The sequence below is a fragment of the Catenulispora sp. MAP12-49 genome, from assembly GCF_041262705.1.
GTDB lineage: Bacteria > Actinomycetota > Actinomycetes > Streptomycetales > Catenulisporaceae > Catenulispora.
Genome location: NZ_JBGCCP010000056.1, coordinates 1 through 15,649 on the forward strand (window position 1 = coordinate 1; position 15,649 = coordinate 15,649).

General features: G+C 71.1%; 18 protein-coding genes. 12 read left to right on the top strand and 6 right to left on the bottom strand.

Annotated elements, in window-relative coordinates:
• Nucleotides 1–164: 164 nt before the first annotated feature.
• The gene (locus ABIA35_RS46425) at nt 165–1,430 is read right to left on the bottom strand and encodes a sensor histidine kinase (protein WP_370342541.1); all 1,266 of its coding nucleotides are present in this window, start codon (nt 1,428–1,430) and stop codon (nt 165–167) included.
• Between the two features lie 164 nt (nt 1,431–1,594).
• On the opposite strand from ABIA35_RS46425, the gene ABIA35_RS46430 reads away from it, so the two are divergent.
• Nucleotides 1,595–2,704: a UDP-N-acetylglucosamine--N-acetylglucosamine transferase gene (locus ABIA35_RS46430; RefSeq protein ID WP_370362270.1), complete on the top strand. Its 1,110-nt coding sequence runs from the start codon at nt 1,595–1,597 to the stop codon at nt 2,702–2,704.
• A complete protein-coding gene (locus ABIA35_RS46435; RefSeq protein ID WP_370362271.1) occupies nt 2,704–3,411 on the top strand; it encodes a polysaccharide deacetylase family protein in 708 nt (235 codons plus the stop codon). The genes ABIA35_RS46430 and ABIA35_RS46435 overlap by 1 nt, the downstream gene beginning before the upstream one ends.
• Nucleotides 3,412–3,488: 77 nt before the next feature.
• On the opposite strand, the gene mce is transcribed toward ABIA35_RS46435, so the two are convergent.
• On the bottom strand, nt 3,489–3,944 hold the full coding sequence (gene mce, locus ABIA35_RS46440) for a methylmalonyl-CoA epimerase (RefSeq protein ID WP_370342538.1): 456 nt from the start codon (nt 3,942–3,944) through the stop codon (nt 3,489–3,491).
• Nucleotides 3,945–4,159: 215 nt separating this feature from the next.
• Here mce and ABIA35_RS46445 point away from each other — a divergent pair, with 215 nt between their 5' ends.
• From ABIA35_RS46445 to ABIA35_RS46455, 3 genes are read left to right on the top strand one after another with little or no spacing between them, the layout of a single operon-like run.
• Entirely contained in the window at nt 4,160–5,311 is a 1,152-nt protein-coding gene (locus ABIA35_RS46445) for an acetyl-CoA C-acetyltransferase (RefSeq protein ID WP_370362291.1), read from the top strand.
• Nucleotides 5,312–5,336: 25 nt separating this feature from the next.
• Nucleotides 5,337–6,299 carry a methylmalonyl Co-A mutase-associated GTPase MeaB gene (meaB, locus tag ABIA35_RS46450; protein ID WP_370362272.1) on the top strand — a complete coding sequence of 321 codons (963 nt, stop codon included), beginning with the start codon at nt 5,337–5,339 and terminating at the stop codon, nt 6,297–6,299.
• Nucleotides 6,296–6,742 (top strand): VOC family protein, encoded by a 447-nt coding sequence (locus ABIA35_RS46455; RefSeq protein ID WP_370362273.1) that lies wholly within the window; start codon nt 6,296–6,298, stop codon nt 6,740–6,742. The genes meaB and ABIA35_RS46455 overlap by 4 nt, the downstream gene beginning before the upstream one ends.
• Here ABIA35_RS46455 and ABIA35_RS46460 read toward each other — a convergent pair.
• Complete coding sequence (locus tag ABIA35_RS46460) at nt 6,692–7,000, bottom strand: DUF3817 domain-containing protein (protein ID WP_370342534.1); 309 nt, start codon at nt 6,998–7,000, stop codon at nt 6,692–6,694. The two genes, ABIA35_RS46455 and ABIA35_RS46460, sit on opposite strands and share 51 nt — an antisense overlap.
• A gap of 111 nt (nt 7,001–7,111) precedes the next feature.
• Between ABIA35_RS46460 and ABIA35_RS46465 the strand changes: the two genes are divergently transcribed.
• From ABIA35_RS46465 to ABIA35_RS46480, 4 genes are all read left to right on the top strand, one after another.
• Nucleotides 7,112–7,987, top strand: coding sequence for a DUF2127 domain-containing protein (locus tag ABIA35_RS46465; RefSeq protein ID WP_370362274.1), 876 nt, complete (start codon nt 7,112–7,114; stop codon nt 7,985–7,987).
• A 94-nt stretch (nt 7,988–8,081) separates the two neighbouring features.
• Nucleotides 8,082–8,561, top strand: coding sequence for a MarR family winged helix-turn-helix transcriptional regulator (locus ABIA35_RS46470; RefSeq protein ID WP_370342530.1), 480 nt, complete (start codon nt 8,082–8,084; stop codon nt 8,559–8,561).
• Nucleotides 8,562–8,600: 39 nt separating this feature from the next.
• Nucleotides 8,601–8,954, top strand: coding sequence for a hypothetical protein (locus ABIA35_RS46475; protein WP_370362275.1), 354 nt, complete (start codon nt 8,601–8,603; stop codon nt 8,952–8,954).
• Entirely contained in the window at nt 8,924–9,373 is a 450-nt protein-coding gene (locus ABIA35_RS46480) for a hypothetical protein (protein WP_370362276.1), read from the top strand. The genes ABIA35_RS46475 and ABIA35_RS46480 overlap by 31 nt, the downstream gene beginning before the upstream one ends.
• Nucleotides 9,374–9,376: 3 nt before the next feature.
• On the opposite strand, the gene ABIA35_RS46485 is transcribed toward ABIA35_RS46480, so the two are convergent.
• A complete protein-coding gene (locus ABIA35_RS46485; protein WP_370342527.1) occupies nt 9,377–9,637 on the bottom strand; it encodes a type II toxin-antitoxin system RelE/ParE family toxin in 261 nt (86 codons plus the stop codon).
• Nucleotides 9,634–9,906, bottom strand: coding sequence for a type II toxin-antitoxin system Phd/YefM family antitoxin (locus ABIA35_RS46490; RefSeq protein WP_370342525.1), 273 nt, complete (start codon nt 9,904–9,906; stop codon nt 9,634–9,636). Before ABIA35_RS46490 ends, ABIA35_RS46485 begins: the two co-directional genes overlap by 4 nt.
• 169 nt (nt 9,907–10,075) lie before the next feature.
• Here ABIA35_RS46490 and ABIA35_RS46495 point away from each other — a divergent pair, with 169 nt between their 5' ends.
• Both ABIA35_RS46495 and ABIA35_RS46500 read left to right on the top strand, forming a co-directional pair.
• On the top strand, nt 10,076–11,599 hold the full coding sequence (locus ABIA35_RS46495; protein WP_370362277.1) for an MFS transporter: 1,524 nt from the start codon (nt 10,076–10,078) through the stop codon (nt 11,597–11,599).
• A gap of 13 nt (nt 11,600–11,612) precedes the next feature.
• Nucleotides 11,613–12,824 (top strand): serine hydrolase domain-containing protein, encoded by a 1,212-nt coding sequence (locus ABIA35_RS46500; RefSeq protein ID WP_370362278.1) that lies wholly within the window; start codon nt 11,613–11,615, stop codon nt 12,822–12,824.
• On the opposite strand, the gene ABIA35_RS46505 is transcribed toward ABIA35_RS46500, so the two are convergent.
• Nucleotides 12,784–13,638: a hypothetical protein gene (locus ABIA35_RS46505; RefSeq protein WP_370362279.1), complete on the bottom strand. Its 855-nt coding sequence runs from the start codon at nt 13,636–13,638 to the stop codon at nt 12,784–12,786. The two genes, ABIA35_RS46500 and ABIA35_RS46505, sit on opposite strands and share 41 nt — an antisense overlap.
• Before the next feature lie 157 nt (nt 13,639–13,795).
• Between ABIA35_RS46505 and ilvD the strand changes: the two genes are divergently transcribed.
• Entirely contained in the window at nt 13,796–15,649 is a 1,854-nt protein-coding gene (ilvD, locus tag ABIA35_RS46510) for a dihydroxy-acid dehydratase (RefSeq protein ID WP_370362280.1), read from the top strand.

A 15,649-nucleotide genomic window follows, 5' to 3' on the forward strand; every position in this document is an offset into this window, starting at 1 on the left:
CCCCGGAAGCCGCCCTCGACTGCGCTGCCGGGCTCTACCTCGGCGAACCGACAGCCTGATCAAACCCCCGAAGAATCAACGCGGCGCTGCACTAGTGGGATGTCTTGATCTACGCAGCCGGGTATCGCAATGCGGCCGGAGCGCAGTGTCGGCCGCTACCGCGTTCATACCCCGCAGGGCAGTTCGGCGGTCAGCACCGTCGGTCCGCCGCTCGGCGAGGTCAGCCGCAGCCGGCCGTCCACCGAAGCGACTCGCTGCGCCAGCCCGGTCAGGCCGGTGCCGTCCTGGGAGTCCGCCCCTCCCACTCCGTCGTCGCTGATCCGGATCAGCAGGGTGTCGTCCTGTCGCGTGACGTCGACCTCGGCCTGTTTCGCGCGGGAGTGCTTGACCACGTTGGCCAGTGCCTCGGAGACCACGAAGTAGGCGACGGTCTCCACCGAGGCGCTCAGCGGCCCGGCGGCGTCGACGGTCAGCCGCACCGGGACGGCCGAGCGGGCGGCCACGCCGGACAGCGCGGCGTCCAGGCCCCGGTCGTCCAGGACCGCCGGGTGCAGGCCGCGCACCAGGTCCCGGATCTCCGTCATCGCCTCTTTGACCTGTTCGTGGGCGTCGATGATGACGGCCATCGCGTCTGGAGGCACGTCCTTGAGCGTCTTGCGGGCTATGCCCAAATGCACGGCCAGGGACATCAGGCGCTGCTGTGCGCCGTCGTGCAGGTCCCGCTCGATGCGGCGGCGTTCGGCGTCGGCGGCCTCGACCGTGGCGGCGCGGCTGTCGGACAGCGTTTGTACACGCTCGGCCAGAACGATCGTCTCGCTCGGGCCCAGCAGCCGCCGCGCGGCCGTCTCGTCGGCGTTGGCGAGCAGATGGATCAAGCGGGGGCCGGCGAAGGTGACGGCGCCGGCCACCAGGATGAAGGCGCTCTGCGCCCAGAACTTCGGGCTCACGCCGTGGCCGGGGTCCACCACGCCCAGGGCGTGCGCGGGGAGTTTCACCGCCACCACGACCGCGAGCAGGTCCATGAACGCCAGGGCCGCGATGGCCATGCCGACCAGCGGCCCGGCTATCAGGTGGTAGAGCGTCTGCCGCCACAGCGCCTCCGACCGAAGAGCCTCCCGGAGGTCGCCGTGGTAGAGCCGCGGGGTTTCGACCTCGTGGATCTCCACGTTCCGGAACGCGCGGAAGCGGCGGCGCTGCCAGTTCGTCAGGAACGGCGCCAGCGTCAGCACCACGGCGAGCACGACCAGCACCGAGGCCAGGAAACGGACCACGCCGGGGTCGTCGGCCTGCAGCAGCAGGAACGCCGGCTGGCTCCAGATCAGCAGCACCATCATCGCCCCGGCCCACAGCGGCAGCCCGGTCACCAGGAACAGGGCCTCCCAGCCGGCCTGGCTCCAGCGGGCCCGCAGGTTCTCGCGTGTCGTCGGCACGGGTTCACCGTATTCGCGCTGGTGGAGGCCGGTCCATGAGGCCTGCCTCACCCTGGGGGTGGTGCTGGCCCCACCCCCGAACCGCCAGGTCGCACTACTGATTCGGCGGCCCGCCGTGACCAGCATGGGAGGAGTCCGAAACCCGTTGTAGAAAGAAGGACTCCATGTCCCGCGTGGTCATCTTCTCCGCCTCGGTCGGCGCCGGCCATGACAGCGCCGCCAAGGCCCTCGGCGACCGGCTCACCGCGCGCGGCTTCGCGGTCGACCGGCACGACTTCCTGACCCTGATGCCGGCCGGCCGCGCGGTGTGCGGCTCCTACCGCCGCATCATCACCCACGCTCCGGCGCTGTATCAGTGCATCTATTCGCGCACCGAGCGCGCGGCCCGCCCCGGCCTGGTCCAGCGGCACCTGCTGCGCGGCGCGGAACAGGCGGTCCTGGACGCGATCCCGGCCGACGCGGTCGCGGCCGTGGCGACGTACCCGCTGGCCGCGCAGGTGCTGGGACGGCTGCGCGCGGCGGGGCGGCTGGCGATACCGGTCGTGGTGACCTTCACCGACTTCTCGGTGCACCCGCTGTGGATCGCACAGGGAGTGGACCTGTACCTGGCACCGCACGCGGTGACCGCGGCCCAGGCCGTGGCACACGGCGTGGACCCGGCGAAGGTCGCGGTGGCCCGGCCCCTGGTGTCGGCCCGCTTCACGCAGCGCACCCCGGCGAGCCGGGCGGCGGCGCGGGCCCGCTTCGGGCTGGACGCCGCGGACAAGCCGCTGGCGCTGCTGCTCGGCGGCTCGTGGGGAGTCGGCGACATCGAGCAGACGGCGCACGACCTGGCGGCCTCCGGCGCGGTGACCCCGGTGGTGGTCTGCGGACGCAACGAGGTGCTGCGCGGACGGCTGCGCGCGGCGGGCTTCCCGCACGTGTTCGGCTGGGTCGGCGACATGCCGACCCTGATGGCGGCGTGCGACGTGATGGTGCAGAACGCCGGCGCCTCCAGCACCCTGGAGGCCTTCGCCACCGGACTGCCGGTCGCCACCTACCGCAGCCTGGTCGGCCACGGCCGGACCAACGCGGCGGTGCTCGACGAGGCCGGGCTCGCGGTGTGGGTGCGCTCGGAGGGGGAGTTGACCGGGGCGCTGAGGGAGCTGACGTCCGGGGTGAAGGGGCGGCGGCAGCACCATGCCGGGCTGGCGATGGTCGGGGAGGGCGATGAGGCCGACGCGCTGATCATGAAAATGCTGACCGGCGCGGCTGTCGAGGCGGTGGCGGTCTGATGATCACTCTTGCTGAGGCTGCCACCGTGCTCGCCCACCCGTTCCCGGCCACGACCACCTTCGGCCCGGTCCGCAACCGGGTGCTCCCGGGCCTGGCCGCGCGCGGCTCGGCGGACCACGTAGCCCTGACCTTCGACGACGGCCCCGACCCGAACTCCACCCCGCGCTTCCTGGACCTGCTCGCGGCCCGCAGCGTCCACGCCACGTTCTTCCTGCTCGGTTCCATGGCCGAGCGCGCACCGGGACTGGTCGGGGAGATCCGGGCGGCCGGGCACGAGATCGGCGTCCACGGCTGGCACCACCAGAGCCTGCTGTTCCGCGGCCCGCGTGCCACCGACCAGGACCTGACCCGCGCTCGGGACTACCTCGCCGATCTGACCGGCGAGCAGCCGACGCTGTTCCGGCCGCCTTATGGCGTCATGACCGCCTCGGCGCACCGCACCGCCCGGCGTCTCGGCCTGCGCCCCACGCTCTGGACCAGCTGGGGCGAGGACTGGACGGCGCGCGCCACGCCCGCCGGCGTCTACCGCCAGGTCACCAAAGACCTGCACGGCGGCGGCACGATCCTGCTGCACGACACGGACTGCACCGCCAAGCCCGGCTCCTGGCACGCCACGCTCGGCGCCGTGCCGCTGCTGCTCGACCACTGCGAGGAACGCGGGTGGCGCGTCGGTCCAATGCGGGAGCACGGCCGGGTCGGAGTGTGATGGTCGCCCGGATGCGCCATCCGGGCGACTCCATCGGAGTGAGGGACCGGTCTGATCAATCAGATCTGTCTTAGCTGTCAGTGCTCGTCGCCCTCGGCGGCCTGCACCAGCTCCACCAGCACCCCGTGCGCGTCCTTCGGGTGCAGGAAGTTGATCGAGGAGCCCATGCTCCCGCGCCGCGGCTGCTCGTACAGCGAGCGCACGCCCTTGCCGACGATGTCCGCGGTCGTGGTGGCGACGTCGGCGGTGCCGAAGGCGACGTGGTGCACGCCCTCGCCGTTCTTCGCCATCCACTTCGCGATGGCCGAGTCCTCGCGGATCGGCTCCAGCAGCTGCAGGTAGCTGGCGCCGCCGTCGCCGGTGTCGTTGATCTTCAGCATCGCCTCGCGGACGCCCTGCTCCTCGTTCACCTCGGAGTGGAAGACCTCGAAACCGTAGGTCGCGCGGTAGAACTCGACTGTCTCGTCGAGATTCCTGCAGGCGATGCCGATGTGGTCGATGCGGGTCAATGGGGAATTCTGCGAAGACGACATGGGGACATCCTCCCGGGAGGGGCTTGAGCGTGCGCGGGGTTGTGTCGAAAACGACACCCTAAGCTACTGACGAGTAATTTACTGCTGACTAGGCTGGTGGCCAGCACCAAGAACCACATCCCCTCACCCCCTCGACACTGGAGAGCATCGTCGTGAGCACTCGATCCACAGACAGCACAGCCAAGTCGGTGATCGTCGCAGGCGCGCGGACCCCCATGGGCCGCCTGCTCGGCTCCCTCAAGAACTTCTCCGGCGCCGACCTCGGAGGGGTGGCCATCAAGGCCGCCCTGGAGCGGGCCGGTGTCGCGCCCGAGCAGGTCGAGTACGTGATCATGGGTCAGGTGCTGCAGGCCGGGGCCGGGCAGATCCCGGCGCGGCAGGCGGCCGTGGCCGCGGGCATCCCGCTGACCGTCCCGGCGATCACCATCAACAAGGTCTGCCTGTCCGGGCTGGACGCCATCGCCCTGGCCGACCAGCTGATCCGGGCCGGCGAGTTCGACGTCGTGGTGGCCGGCGGGCAGGAGTCCATGACCAACGCCCCGCACCTGCTGCCCAAGTCCCGCGAGGGCTTCAAGTACGGCGCGGTGGAGATGCTCGACGCGATGGCCTACGACGGCCTGACCGACCCGTGGGAGAAGATCCCGATGGGTCAGACCACCGAGAACTACAACACCAAGCTCGGTATCGAGCGCGCCCCGCAGGACGAGTTCGCGGCCCGCTCGCACCAGCGCGCCGCCGCCGCGCAGAAGAACGGCGTCTTCGACGCCGAGATCGCCCCGGTCTCGATCCCGCAGCGCAAGGGCGACCCGATCCTGTTCGGCACCGACGAGGGCATCCGCCCCGACACCACCGTGGAGAGCCTGTCCGGCCTGCGCCCTGCCTTCACCAAGGACGGCACCATCACCGCCGGCACCTCCTCGCAGATCTCCGACGGCGCCGCCGCGGTGGTCGTGATGTCCAAGGCCAAGGCCGAGGAGCTGGGCCTGGAGTGGATCGCCGAGATCGGCGCGCACGGCAACGTCGCCGGTCCCGACACCTCGCTGCAGTCGCAGCCCTCGAACGCCATCAAGCACGCCCTGGGCAAGGCCGGCCTGACCGTGGCCGACCTGGACCTGATCGAGATCAACGAGGCGTTCGCGGCGGTCGGCGTGCAGTCCGTGAAGGACCTGGGCGTGGACGAGGAGATCGTCAACGTCAACGGCGGCGCGATCGCCCTGGGCCACCCGATCGGCATGTCCGGCGCCCGCCTGGTGCTCAGCCTGGCGCTGGAGCTCCAGCGGCGCGGCGGCGGCACGGGCGCGGCGGCGCTGTGCGGTGGCGGCGGGCAGGGCGACGCACTGATCATCACCGTGCCGCAGCGCGGCTGACACCGCGCGGATAGGATCACCGGCCGTGGCTGGCAACGATGTGACGGACCTCGTCGAACGCGCCCGCAAGGGCGACCCGCGCGCGGTGGCGCGGCTGATCTCCCACGTGGAGGACGGCTCCCCGCTGCTGCGCGAGGTGATGGCGGCGCTGACCCCGTACGCGGGCACCGCGTACGTCGTCGGCCTGACCGGCTCGCCCGGCGTCGGCAAGTCGACCTCCACATCCGCGCTGGTCACGGCCTTCCGTGCGCAGGGCAAGCGGGTCGGCGTGCTGGCCGTGGACCCCTCCTCGCCGTTCTCCGGCGGCGCGCTGCTCGGCGACCGGGTCCGGATGCAGGAGCACGCCACCGACCGCGACGTCTACATCCGCTCGATGGCCTCGCGCGGGCACCTCGGAGGCCTGTCGGCGGCCACGCCGCAGGCGGTCCGGGTGCTGGACGCCGCGGGCTGCGACGTGGTGCTGATCGAGACGGTCGGCGTCGGGCAGTCCGAGGTGGAGATCGCCGCGACCGCCGACACCTCGGTGGTGCTGCTGGCCCCCGGCATGGGCGACGGCATCCAGGCGGCCAAGGCCGGGATCCTGGAGATCGGCGACCTGTTCGTGGTCAACAAGGCCGACCGCGACGGCGCCGACGCCACCGCCCGGGAGCTGGGCCACATGCTCGCGCTGGGCGAATCCCGGTCCCCCGGCGACTGGCGGCCGCCGATCGTGAAGACGGTCGCGGCCACCGGCCAGGGCATCGAGGAGTTCGTCGAGGCGCTGGGCAAGCACAAGGGCTGGCTCCAGGAGCACGGCCAGCTCGACGAGCGCCGCCGCTACCGGGCCTCGGTGGAGATCGAGGGCATCGCCCTGGCCGCGCTGCGCGCGCGGATCGGCGACCTGCGCGGCGGCCGGCGGCTGCCGGTGCTGGCCGAGCGGGTCGTGGCGCGCGAGCTGGACCCGTACTCGGCGGCCGACGAGCTGGTGGCCGGGGTCAGCGACGAGTGAGGCTCACCGACGTCATCATCGACTGCCGGGAGCCGGAGGTGCTGGCGGCGTTCTGGTGCGAGGTGCTGGACCGGTCGGTCGCGGCCCGGATCGGCCCCTTCGTCTTCCTGAACCGCGTCGACGGCATCGGCGTCGGGTTCCAGAAGACCGATGAGCCGAAGACCGGCAAGAATCGCGTGCACTTCGACATCCGCTCGGACGACCCCGCCGCGGCACGCGTGCGCCTGGAAGCGCTGGGCGCGCGCCACCTCCCGGAGTACGCCGGGGGAGGGTTCCTGGTCATGGCCGATCCGGAGGGCAACGAGTTCTGCGTCCTGCCGGAGGGACCGTTCGAGCTCGACGACGAAGGGCGCGCGGATTACCTCCCGCGCCCTGTAGAGAAATCTGAAGTCTTAGTTCTTCAGCGACTTGTGCAGCCAGAACGGGCCGGTCGGCAGCACTGAGGCGACCAGCACGACGGTGAAGCGCTTGGCGTCCCAGTTCTGGCTCTGCTTCACGGCGTAGGCCAGGCCCACGTACGCCAGGAACAGCAGGCCGTGGATCATGCCGAAGACCATGGTCGGGGCGGGCATGTGCGCGGCGTACTTCAGCGGCATCGCGACACACAGCAGAATGAGGAAGGACACTCCTTCGGCCAGTGAGACCATGCGGAAGCGCGCGAGCTTGGTGTCCTCGGCGGTCGTCACGTCGGCAGTGGTCACGGGGGGTCCCTCGCAGTTCGGCATAGCTATGGCCGACAACGTGTCGGTATATCCCGGGCAGAATACCCCAGCTGGTACCGCGGCTTTACGCCTCCCCCTACGCTGGGCACCATGCGTGACTGGAACAGGCGCCGTTGTGCGCGTCGGGGGCATGAGACCTACGCACCGGTCGGCTCGGGAGTGGAGACCGAGTTGGCCGCGAGACTTCGGGTGGAGACCGTCCACGGAGCGGCGTGGCGGTGTCTGCGCTGTGGTGACTTCGTCATAGGGGAGCCCGGCAGCAGCGGGCCGGCGGACCAGGCGCCGATCGTGCCGCGCGGCAAAGCGCTGCGGGACCTGTTCATCCTGCGGCTGCTGGCGATCGAGCGGGTGATCCGCGGTGTGGTGATCCTGCTGATCGCCTGGGCGGTGTGGAAGTTCGGCAGCAGTCAGAACGCCGTGCAGCGGCTCTTCGAGGACGACCTGACCGCGTTCAAGCCGTTCGCGAACCACTTCGGGTGGGACGTCGAGCACGCCAGCGTGGTGGAGCGGATCCGCAAGACGTTCAACTACAGCCCGAAGACCATCCACACCGTGGCGCTGCTGCTCGGGGGCTACGCGCTGCTGGAGGCCGTCGAGGGCATCGGTCTGTGGCTGGCCAAGCGCTGGGGGGAGTACCTGACGGCGGTCGGCACCTCGATCTTCCTGCCGCTGGAGATCTGGGACGGCTACAGCAAGGTGCACGAGCACAAGTCGTGGATCCTGGCCGCGTGCACGTTCACGATCAACGTCGGCGCCGTGGTCTACCTGCTGATCACCAAGCGGCTGTTCGGCATCCGCGGCGGCGGCAAGGCCTTCGAGGCGCAGAAGCACGCCGAGGCGCTGCTGACGGTGGAGCTGGCGGCGTGCCGGCGCGAGATCCCGGGCCCGGCCACCCAGGTCGATCTGGCCGAGACCGTCGTGCTGACCAACCCGCAGCCGGCCGACCCGGCCCCCGGCGCGCCATAACCCCGGAAACTCCCCACCGCTCAGCCCGCCTGTCCTGTCACCAGGTCGGCGGGCTGAGCCGTTGCAAGTTCAACCACTGTCGTACGCTGGGACCATGACCGCCGACGGCACCGACGAACCCCCCTGGCTCGACGAGACCGAGCAGGCCGTCTGGCGCCAGTACATCTCGGTGATGCGTCTGCTGCCGGACCGCCTGAGCGCGAGCCTGTCCCGCAGCCACGGCCTGACCCTGATCGACTACGAGGTCCTGGCCCGCCTGTCCGAGGCCCCGCTGCGCCGCATGCGCATGACGGAGCTCGCCGAGGGCGCGCTGCTGTCGAAGAGCCGCCTGTCGCACCAGATCAGCCGCATGGAGAAGGACGGCTGGGTCCGCCGCGAACCCTGCGAGACCGACGGCCGCGGCTTCTTCGCGGTGCTCACCGACCAGGGCTGGGACAAGCTGCTCGCGGCGGTGCCGCTGCACGTGCGCGACGTCCGGGAGACGTTCGTCACGCCGCTGAGCCGCGAGCAGTTGGTCGCGCTGGGGGACGCGCTGGACGTGATCAGCAAGGGTCTGGAGTCGGGGCGCGGTTAGGGCCCGCCCCGAAGCGGGGGATTCGACGGGGGGAATCGCATGTCGGCCAATCGCTTGCCGACCGTCGGCCTGCGGGCCCAGGCGGCCCGCTGGGTCGTGACGGCCGCTGCGGTGCTGTGCGCCGTGGTGTCCGTGGGCCTGATCCCCGGCATGCCGGGCAAGCAGCACGCCGCCGACTTCTTCGACGCCGACCACACCGCCGAGCAGAGCGTCACCGCGACCGTGACCGGCCTGTTCGGCTCGACCTCCGGCAAGTACCAGGACACCCGGGCCGCCGTGACATGGAACGGCGGCGCGGGATCGGACACCATCGACCTCTCCGACCACGACAACGTCCGCGGCGAGGTCCCGCCGACGGCCGAATGCCGGTGGTGGTCTGGCACGGCCGGGTGATCCGCTACGCCTTCGCCGGCAGCTGGCACGAGACCGACGCCAACCCCGACCGCGCCCTCTCCCAGCGCCGGACCGCCGTCGCCGCCTTCGCAGTGCTGGCCGCCGTCCTGGGCCGCATCGCCGGCCACTGGTGGCTGCGCCGCCGCATCAATCACGAGCACTTCCTGGTCGGCGACCTCCTCGTCCTGCCGTTCGCGGCCGCGACCGCCACGACGGGCGTCACCGGCCACAGCACCCTGCTCGCCTACTTCGCGCCGACCACGCTCGGGGTACTCGCCTTCTCGCTCCTGGTGCTCCCCGCGATCCCATGGATGGGGGAGCCGAGCGCACCACGCGGACCGGACCCGCAGGAGCCCGAGCACGCGCCGCATCCCGACTACGACATGCGCAACCGGCCGATCGGGCAACGGCTCTGGTGAGGGTCAGCGAGGGTTGAGCGAGCGGCCGACCATGTGGATCTGGACGATCTGATCTGCTTCGACGATCTCGTAGGTGACGCGCCAGTAGCCGAGAAGCAAGCGCCGGAACGGCGAGGTGCCGAGCTGAGTGCTGTTCGTAGGGCACGGATTCGACGCCAGCTCGTACACCGCTGTGAAGACCAGGCCGGGGGCCTCGGGGTGGTCCGTCGCCACCGCTTTGAGCCGATCGATGGCCGCCGGCTTCCATTCGATGCCGTAGCTCACGCAGGACGCCCGTCAGGCCTGAGCCCGAATCGAGCCGCGACCTCGGCGTGGGGGACGGACGGCTCGCCATCCGCCTTGATCCGGTGGGCCTCGGCGATGTCGTACTCGTCTTCAAGTTTTCGGTAATAGGACAGCAGTTCAGGGCTTATCACGAAGGCAGCAGGCTTGCCGTGCTGCGTGATCTCGATGACTTTGCCACCGTGGCGGGCCTTGTTGACGACCTCGCCGAGGTGGGCGCGGGCTTCGGTCACGGTGTAAGTGTCAGCCATGTACAAATCCTACACTTTGAAGGATTGGTTCGATCCGAGCCCGGCCCGCTCTCACCCTGATGGGCTACTCCCGCCGCCTCCGACCACGACACGGCAGCCGTCCTCCGAGCCGCCGCGTTGACCGGCCCTCGACTTGCACCCCTCCACCACCACTGTCACCGTGACGACTGTGAGCACCGCTGCGGACGGCCCCGACGTCGACGACCGCCCCGAGGCGCACTCGAGTATCCCGGGCATCGCCGGGCTCTCCGAGCAGCGCAAGAATCGCGCGCTGGCGGTGTGCCTGCTCGTCGGGTTCATGACGCTGCTGGACGTCTCCATCGTCAACGTCGCGCTGCCCTCGATGCAGAAGGGCTTGTCGGCCACGCCCGCCGACCTGTCGTGGGTGGTGTCCGGCTATGCCCTGACCTTCGGGCTGATCCTGGTGCCCTCGGGGGTCTTCGGGGACATGGTCGGGCGGCGGACGGCGTTCCTGGTCGGGTTGGCCGCGTTCACCGTGGCGTCCGGCTTGTGCGGGATCGCGCCGGGGGCGGCGTTCCTGGTGGTGGCGAGGCTGGCGCAGGGGCTGGCTTCGGGGATCCTGGGGCCGCAGATCTCCGGGCTGATCCAGGAGATGTTCAGCGGGGCGGCGCGGGCGCGGGCCTTCGGGTACTTCGGGGCGATCGTGGGGCTGGCGACGGCGATCGGGCCGCTGGTCGGCGGGCTGTTGATCGCCGCCGGCGGGGAGGAGCACGGCTGGCGCTGGGTGTTCTTCGTGAACCTGCCGATCGGGGTCGTGGCGTTCATACTCGCGCTGCGGCTGATACCCGGATGCGTCGGGTGCGGGCGGGACTTGGCGAAGGGGCGCATCGACTGGGTCGGTGTGCTGCTTCTCGGCGGCTCGGTCGTCGCGATCATGCTGCCGCTGGTGCAGGAGCAGCAGTGGACGGGCCGCGGCAAGTGGTGGCTGGTGGTGCTGGGGGTGCTGCTGATCATCGCCTTCGCGCAGTGGGAGCGCAGGGTCGCGGCCTCCGGGCACATGCCGCTGGTCCCGCCGGCCCTGGTGCGCATCCGCTCCTACACCCGCGGCAGCGTGCTCGGCCTGCTCTACTTCGCCGGCTTCACCACCATCTTCTTCATCTTCACGCTCTTCGTGCAGAACGGCCTGCACTACAGCGCCCTGGAAGCGGGCCTGGCCACCACCCCCTTCGCCATCGGCTCGGCGGTCAGCGCCACCCTCGGCGGACGCCTGGTCGGCAAGCACGGCCGCCCGCTGGTCATCCTCGGCATCGTCCTGGTGGCGCTGGGCACCGCGGCCGCGATCCTGGTCGTGCACTGGGTCGACGGACGCGCCGCCGGCGTGGCCACGGCCGGCCCGCTGCTGGTCGCCGGGGTGGGCTCCGGCCTGGTCATCGCGCCGAACCTCGCGCTGTCCCTGTCGGAGGTCCCGGTGAGCCGGGCCGGCACCGCCGGCGGCGTCATGCAGACGGCGCAGCGCCTGGGCTCCGCGCTCGGCATCGCCAGCGTCGGGGCGGTGTTCTTCTCCCGCGTCAGCCAGGGCAAGGGCTTCGCCAACGCCTTCCAGGCCGGCGCGGTCGTGGCGATCTGCTTCGAGCTCGCCGCACTGGTGGTCGGGATCGCCGACTGGCGCAGCCGCAAGGCCGAACCCGGCACGCCGGAAGCGCCGAGCAGGCCCCCGGCGACCGAGGGCTGAGGAGGCTGATGCGATGACCGAGAACGCCCCGAACCGCCTCGACTCCCCGAACCGCATGGACGCCCCGAACCGCCTCGACTCCCCGAACCGCATCCACGCCCTGGACCGCATCGCCGAGCTGGTCCGCGACCGCCCCGGCCAGGCGCAGCTGCACGTCCTGCACCACGGCGCCCCGATCCTCGACCTGAGTGTCCGCTGCCGGCCCGACACCCCGTTCCTGTTGTGGTCCACGGGAAAGCCGTTCACCGCGATGGCCGTCCACCAGCTCGCCGAACGCGGCCGGCTCGACCTGGACGCCCCGATCGCAGAGCACTGGCCCGAGTACGGCCGCGCCGGCAAGGAATCCGCGACGCCGCGCCACGCGCTCACCCACTCCACCGGCGCGCCGCTGTCCACCCGGCACGTCGTCGGCGACGCGCTGATCATGCACGACTGGGACCGCTCGGTGCGCGCGGCCGCCGCGGCCACGGCGAAACGGGAGCCGGGCCGGTCCTCGGCGTACCACATCCTCAGCCAGGGCTTCATCCTCGGCGAACTCCTCCAGCGGGTCACCGGCATCCCGCTCGCCGAGTATCTGAGCACGCGGATCCTCGCCCCGGCCGGGCTGCACGACACCTCGCTCGGCCTGCCGCCCGCGCGCTGGGAATCGCGAGCCGACCTGCAGTCCGCGACAGCGCCCAGAACCCCCTTCCCCGACCGCCTGAAAGTGGCCCGCTTCGCCCAGAAGACCGTGCGCACCGCGGCGATCCCGGCCGCGACGGTCCACTCCACAGCGCGCGACGTGGCCCGGTTCTTCCAGCTCCTGCTGAACGGCGGCACCCTCGACGGAGTCACCGTGTTCAAGCCGGAAACCGTGCGCTCGGCACGGAATCCCGCGCGCTTCCCCACCACCGGCGGCGGCACCCACCGCGACCCGATCATCGGCCACGCCGTCCGCTGGGCCCACGGCTTCCAACTCGGCTGGGGCGAGCAGCCGATCCAGACCGCGAAGCCCTTCGGGGTCACCGCCGGCGAGGAGGTCTTCGGCCACAACGGCAGCAACTACTGCAACGCCTGGGCCGACCCCGATCACGGGCTCGTCTTCGCGTACCTGTCCGGCTACATGGCCCCGCGCGGCCCGGCGCTCGCCTGGCAGACCGAGCTCAGCGATCTGGTGCGCGCGGCCGTCAGCGGGGACGGGGAGCTCACGGCAGCCGGCGCTGCCGAGCCTGGTTCTTCTTCCTGACCGCCGAGGTGTTGGCCCGCGACCCGACGACCAAGGGCCGCTGCTCCGCATACGTCGCCACCCACGGCACGAACGGCCACGCCGCCGACGCCGCCAGCACCGTCACCCCGGTCAGGCCGAGCGCGGTGACCACGTACGACGCCTCCACGATCGCGGCCAGCGTCGTGCCCAGCGCCAGGGCCACCAGCGTCCAGTCCGGGATCCGGTTGCGCCGCAGGTTCACCGCGATCCGGTCGTGCAGGAACCTGCGGATCACCGCCCGCCCGAGCAGTGACGCCGCGATCAGGCACAGCGCGACCTCCGACACGTCGTCCAGGACGATGTGGTGCGGGTTCTGGTCCGCGTCGCGGGTGCTGCCGCGGAAGGTGAACCGGGTGATCTGGTCGCGCCAGACCAGCACCGGCATGGTGTCGCCGTCGTAGACCGAGTCGGTCAGGTCCTGCGAGGAGCTCAGGGTGACCGTCTGGCCGTGGCCGGTCACCGGATACAGGTAGGCCTTGGTGGTGTAGCCGTGGGCGTTCTTGCCGGTGTTCTTCGAGGCGTAGACATAGCCGATGTTCGCAGTGGTACGCAGGACACAGGACTGGGTCTGCGCTGCCTGGTCGGCGCAGTACGGCGCCTTGTCGTAGGCCGCCAGATCCGCCTGGTCCGGCACGAGGTTCACCGCCCCGACGACCGCGAACACCGCCGTGGTCACCGCGATCGCCCCGACGATCAGCCGGCTGATCCAGCCGTTGACCCGGGCTCTGCGCCGCCGCTTCGCGCTCCGCCCCGACAGGTCCACCATGTCCAACGTCCGCCCCGTTTTCCCCACGGGCCAGATAGTACGCGCAGCTCACGGGGACCGGACCCGGGCTCGGCACGCGCCGTCCACTTCCCGGACGCGAGTGGAGCGATAGAGTCCACAGTGCGAGAATGAACGTCTCAAGCCCGAGTGAACAGATTTTTTGTGATACGGATCGGAGCAGCGCATGCCAGCCCTGCGGTCGCGCACCAGCACCCACGGACGCAACATGGCGGGGGCGCGCGCGCTTTGGCGGGCCACCGGCATGGGGGACGACGACTTCGGCAAACCGATCGTCGCGGTCGCCAACTCCTTCACCCAGTTCGTCCCGGGCCACGTCCACCTGCGCAACGTCGGCGAGATCGTCGCCGACGCGGTCAAGGACGCCGGCGGCGTGGCCAAGGAGTTCAACACCATCGCCGTGGACGACGGCATCGCCATGGGCCACGCCGGCATGCTCTACTCGCTGCCCAGCCGCGAGCTGATCGCCGACGCGGTGGAGTACATGGTGAACGCGCACTGCGCCGACGCGCTCGTGTGCATCTCCAACTGCGACAAGATCACGCCCGGCATGCTGATGGCCGCGCTGCGCCTGAACGTCCCGACCGTGTTCGTCTCCGGCGGCCCGATGGAGGCCGGCAAGACCACGGCCATCGAGGGCGTGGTGCACTCCAAGATCGACCTGATCGACGCGATGATCGCCTCGGCCAACGACTCCGTCACCGACGAGCAGCTCGACGGCATCGAGCGCTCCGCCTGCCCCACGTGCGGCTCCTGTTCGGGCATGTTCACCGCCAACTCGATGAACTGCCTGGTGGAAGCGTTGGGGCTGGGTCTGCCCGGCAACGGCTCGGTGCTGGCCACCCACGAGGCCCGGCGCCGGCTGTTCGAGCGGGCCGGCAGCACGGTCGTGGAGTTGGCCCGGCGCTACTACGAGGGCGACGACGAGTCCGTCCTGCCGCGTGCGATCGCCACCCCGGCCGCGTTCGGCAACGCCATGGCCCTGGACGTGGCCATGGGCGGCTCCACCAACACCGTGCTGCACCTGCTGGCGGCGGCGCAGGAGGCCGGCGTCGGCTTCGGGCTCAAGGACATCGACCACGTCTCGCGCCGCGTGCCGTGTGTGTCCAAGGTCGCGCCGAGCAGCCAGTTCCACATGGAGGACGTGCACCGCGCCGGCGGCATCCCGGCCATCCTCGGCGAGCTGAACCGCGGCGGGCTGCTGGACCGCGAGGTGCACTCGGTGCACGCCCCGACCCTGCAGGTCTGGCTGGACGAGTGGGACGTGCGCGGCGGCAAGGCCTCCGAGGCCGCGATCGAGCTGTACCACGCGGCTCCCGGCGGGGTCCGCACCGTCGAGCCGTTCTCGACCGCGAACCGCTGGGCCAGCCTGGACACCGACGCCGAGAACGGCTGCATCCGCGACCTGGCCCACGCCTACACCAAGGACGGCGGCCTGGCGGTGCTCTGGGGCAACCTGGCGACCGACGGCGCGATCGTGAAGACCGCCGGCGTGGACGAGAAGATCTGGGAGTTCGCCGGTCCCGCGCGGGTCTTCGAGTCGCAGGACGACGCCGTCGAGGCGATCCTGGCGAAGAAGATCGTCGCCGGCGACGTCATCGTGATCCGCTACGAGGGTCCCAAGGGCGGCCCCGGCATGCAGGAGATGCTGTACCCGACGGCGTTCCTGAAGGGCACGGGCCTGGGCGCCAAGTGCGCGCTGGTCACCGACGGCCGCTTCTCCGGCGGCACCTCGGGCCTGTCCATCGGCCACATCTCCCCGGAGGCCGCCGGCGGCGGCGTCATCGCGCTGGTCGAGGAGGGCGACACGGTCAAGATCGACATCGCCACCCGCAGCCTGCACCTGGACGTCGACCCCGAGGTGCTGGAGGAGCGCCGCGCCAAGCTGCTCGCCGACCTCGGCGGCTACCGGCCGCGCGAGCGCGACCGCCACGTCTCGGTGGCCCTGCGCGCCTACGCGGCGCTGGCCTCCAGCGCGGCCACCGGCGGCGTGCGGGACCTCGGCCAAATCGGTAAATAG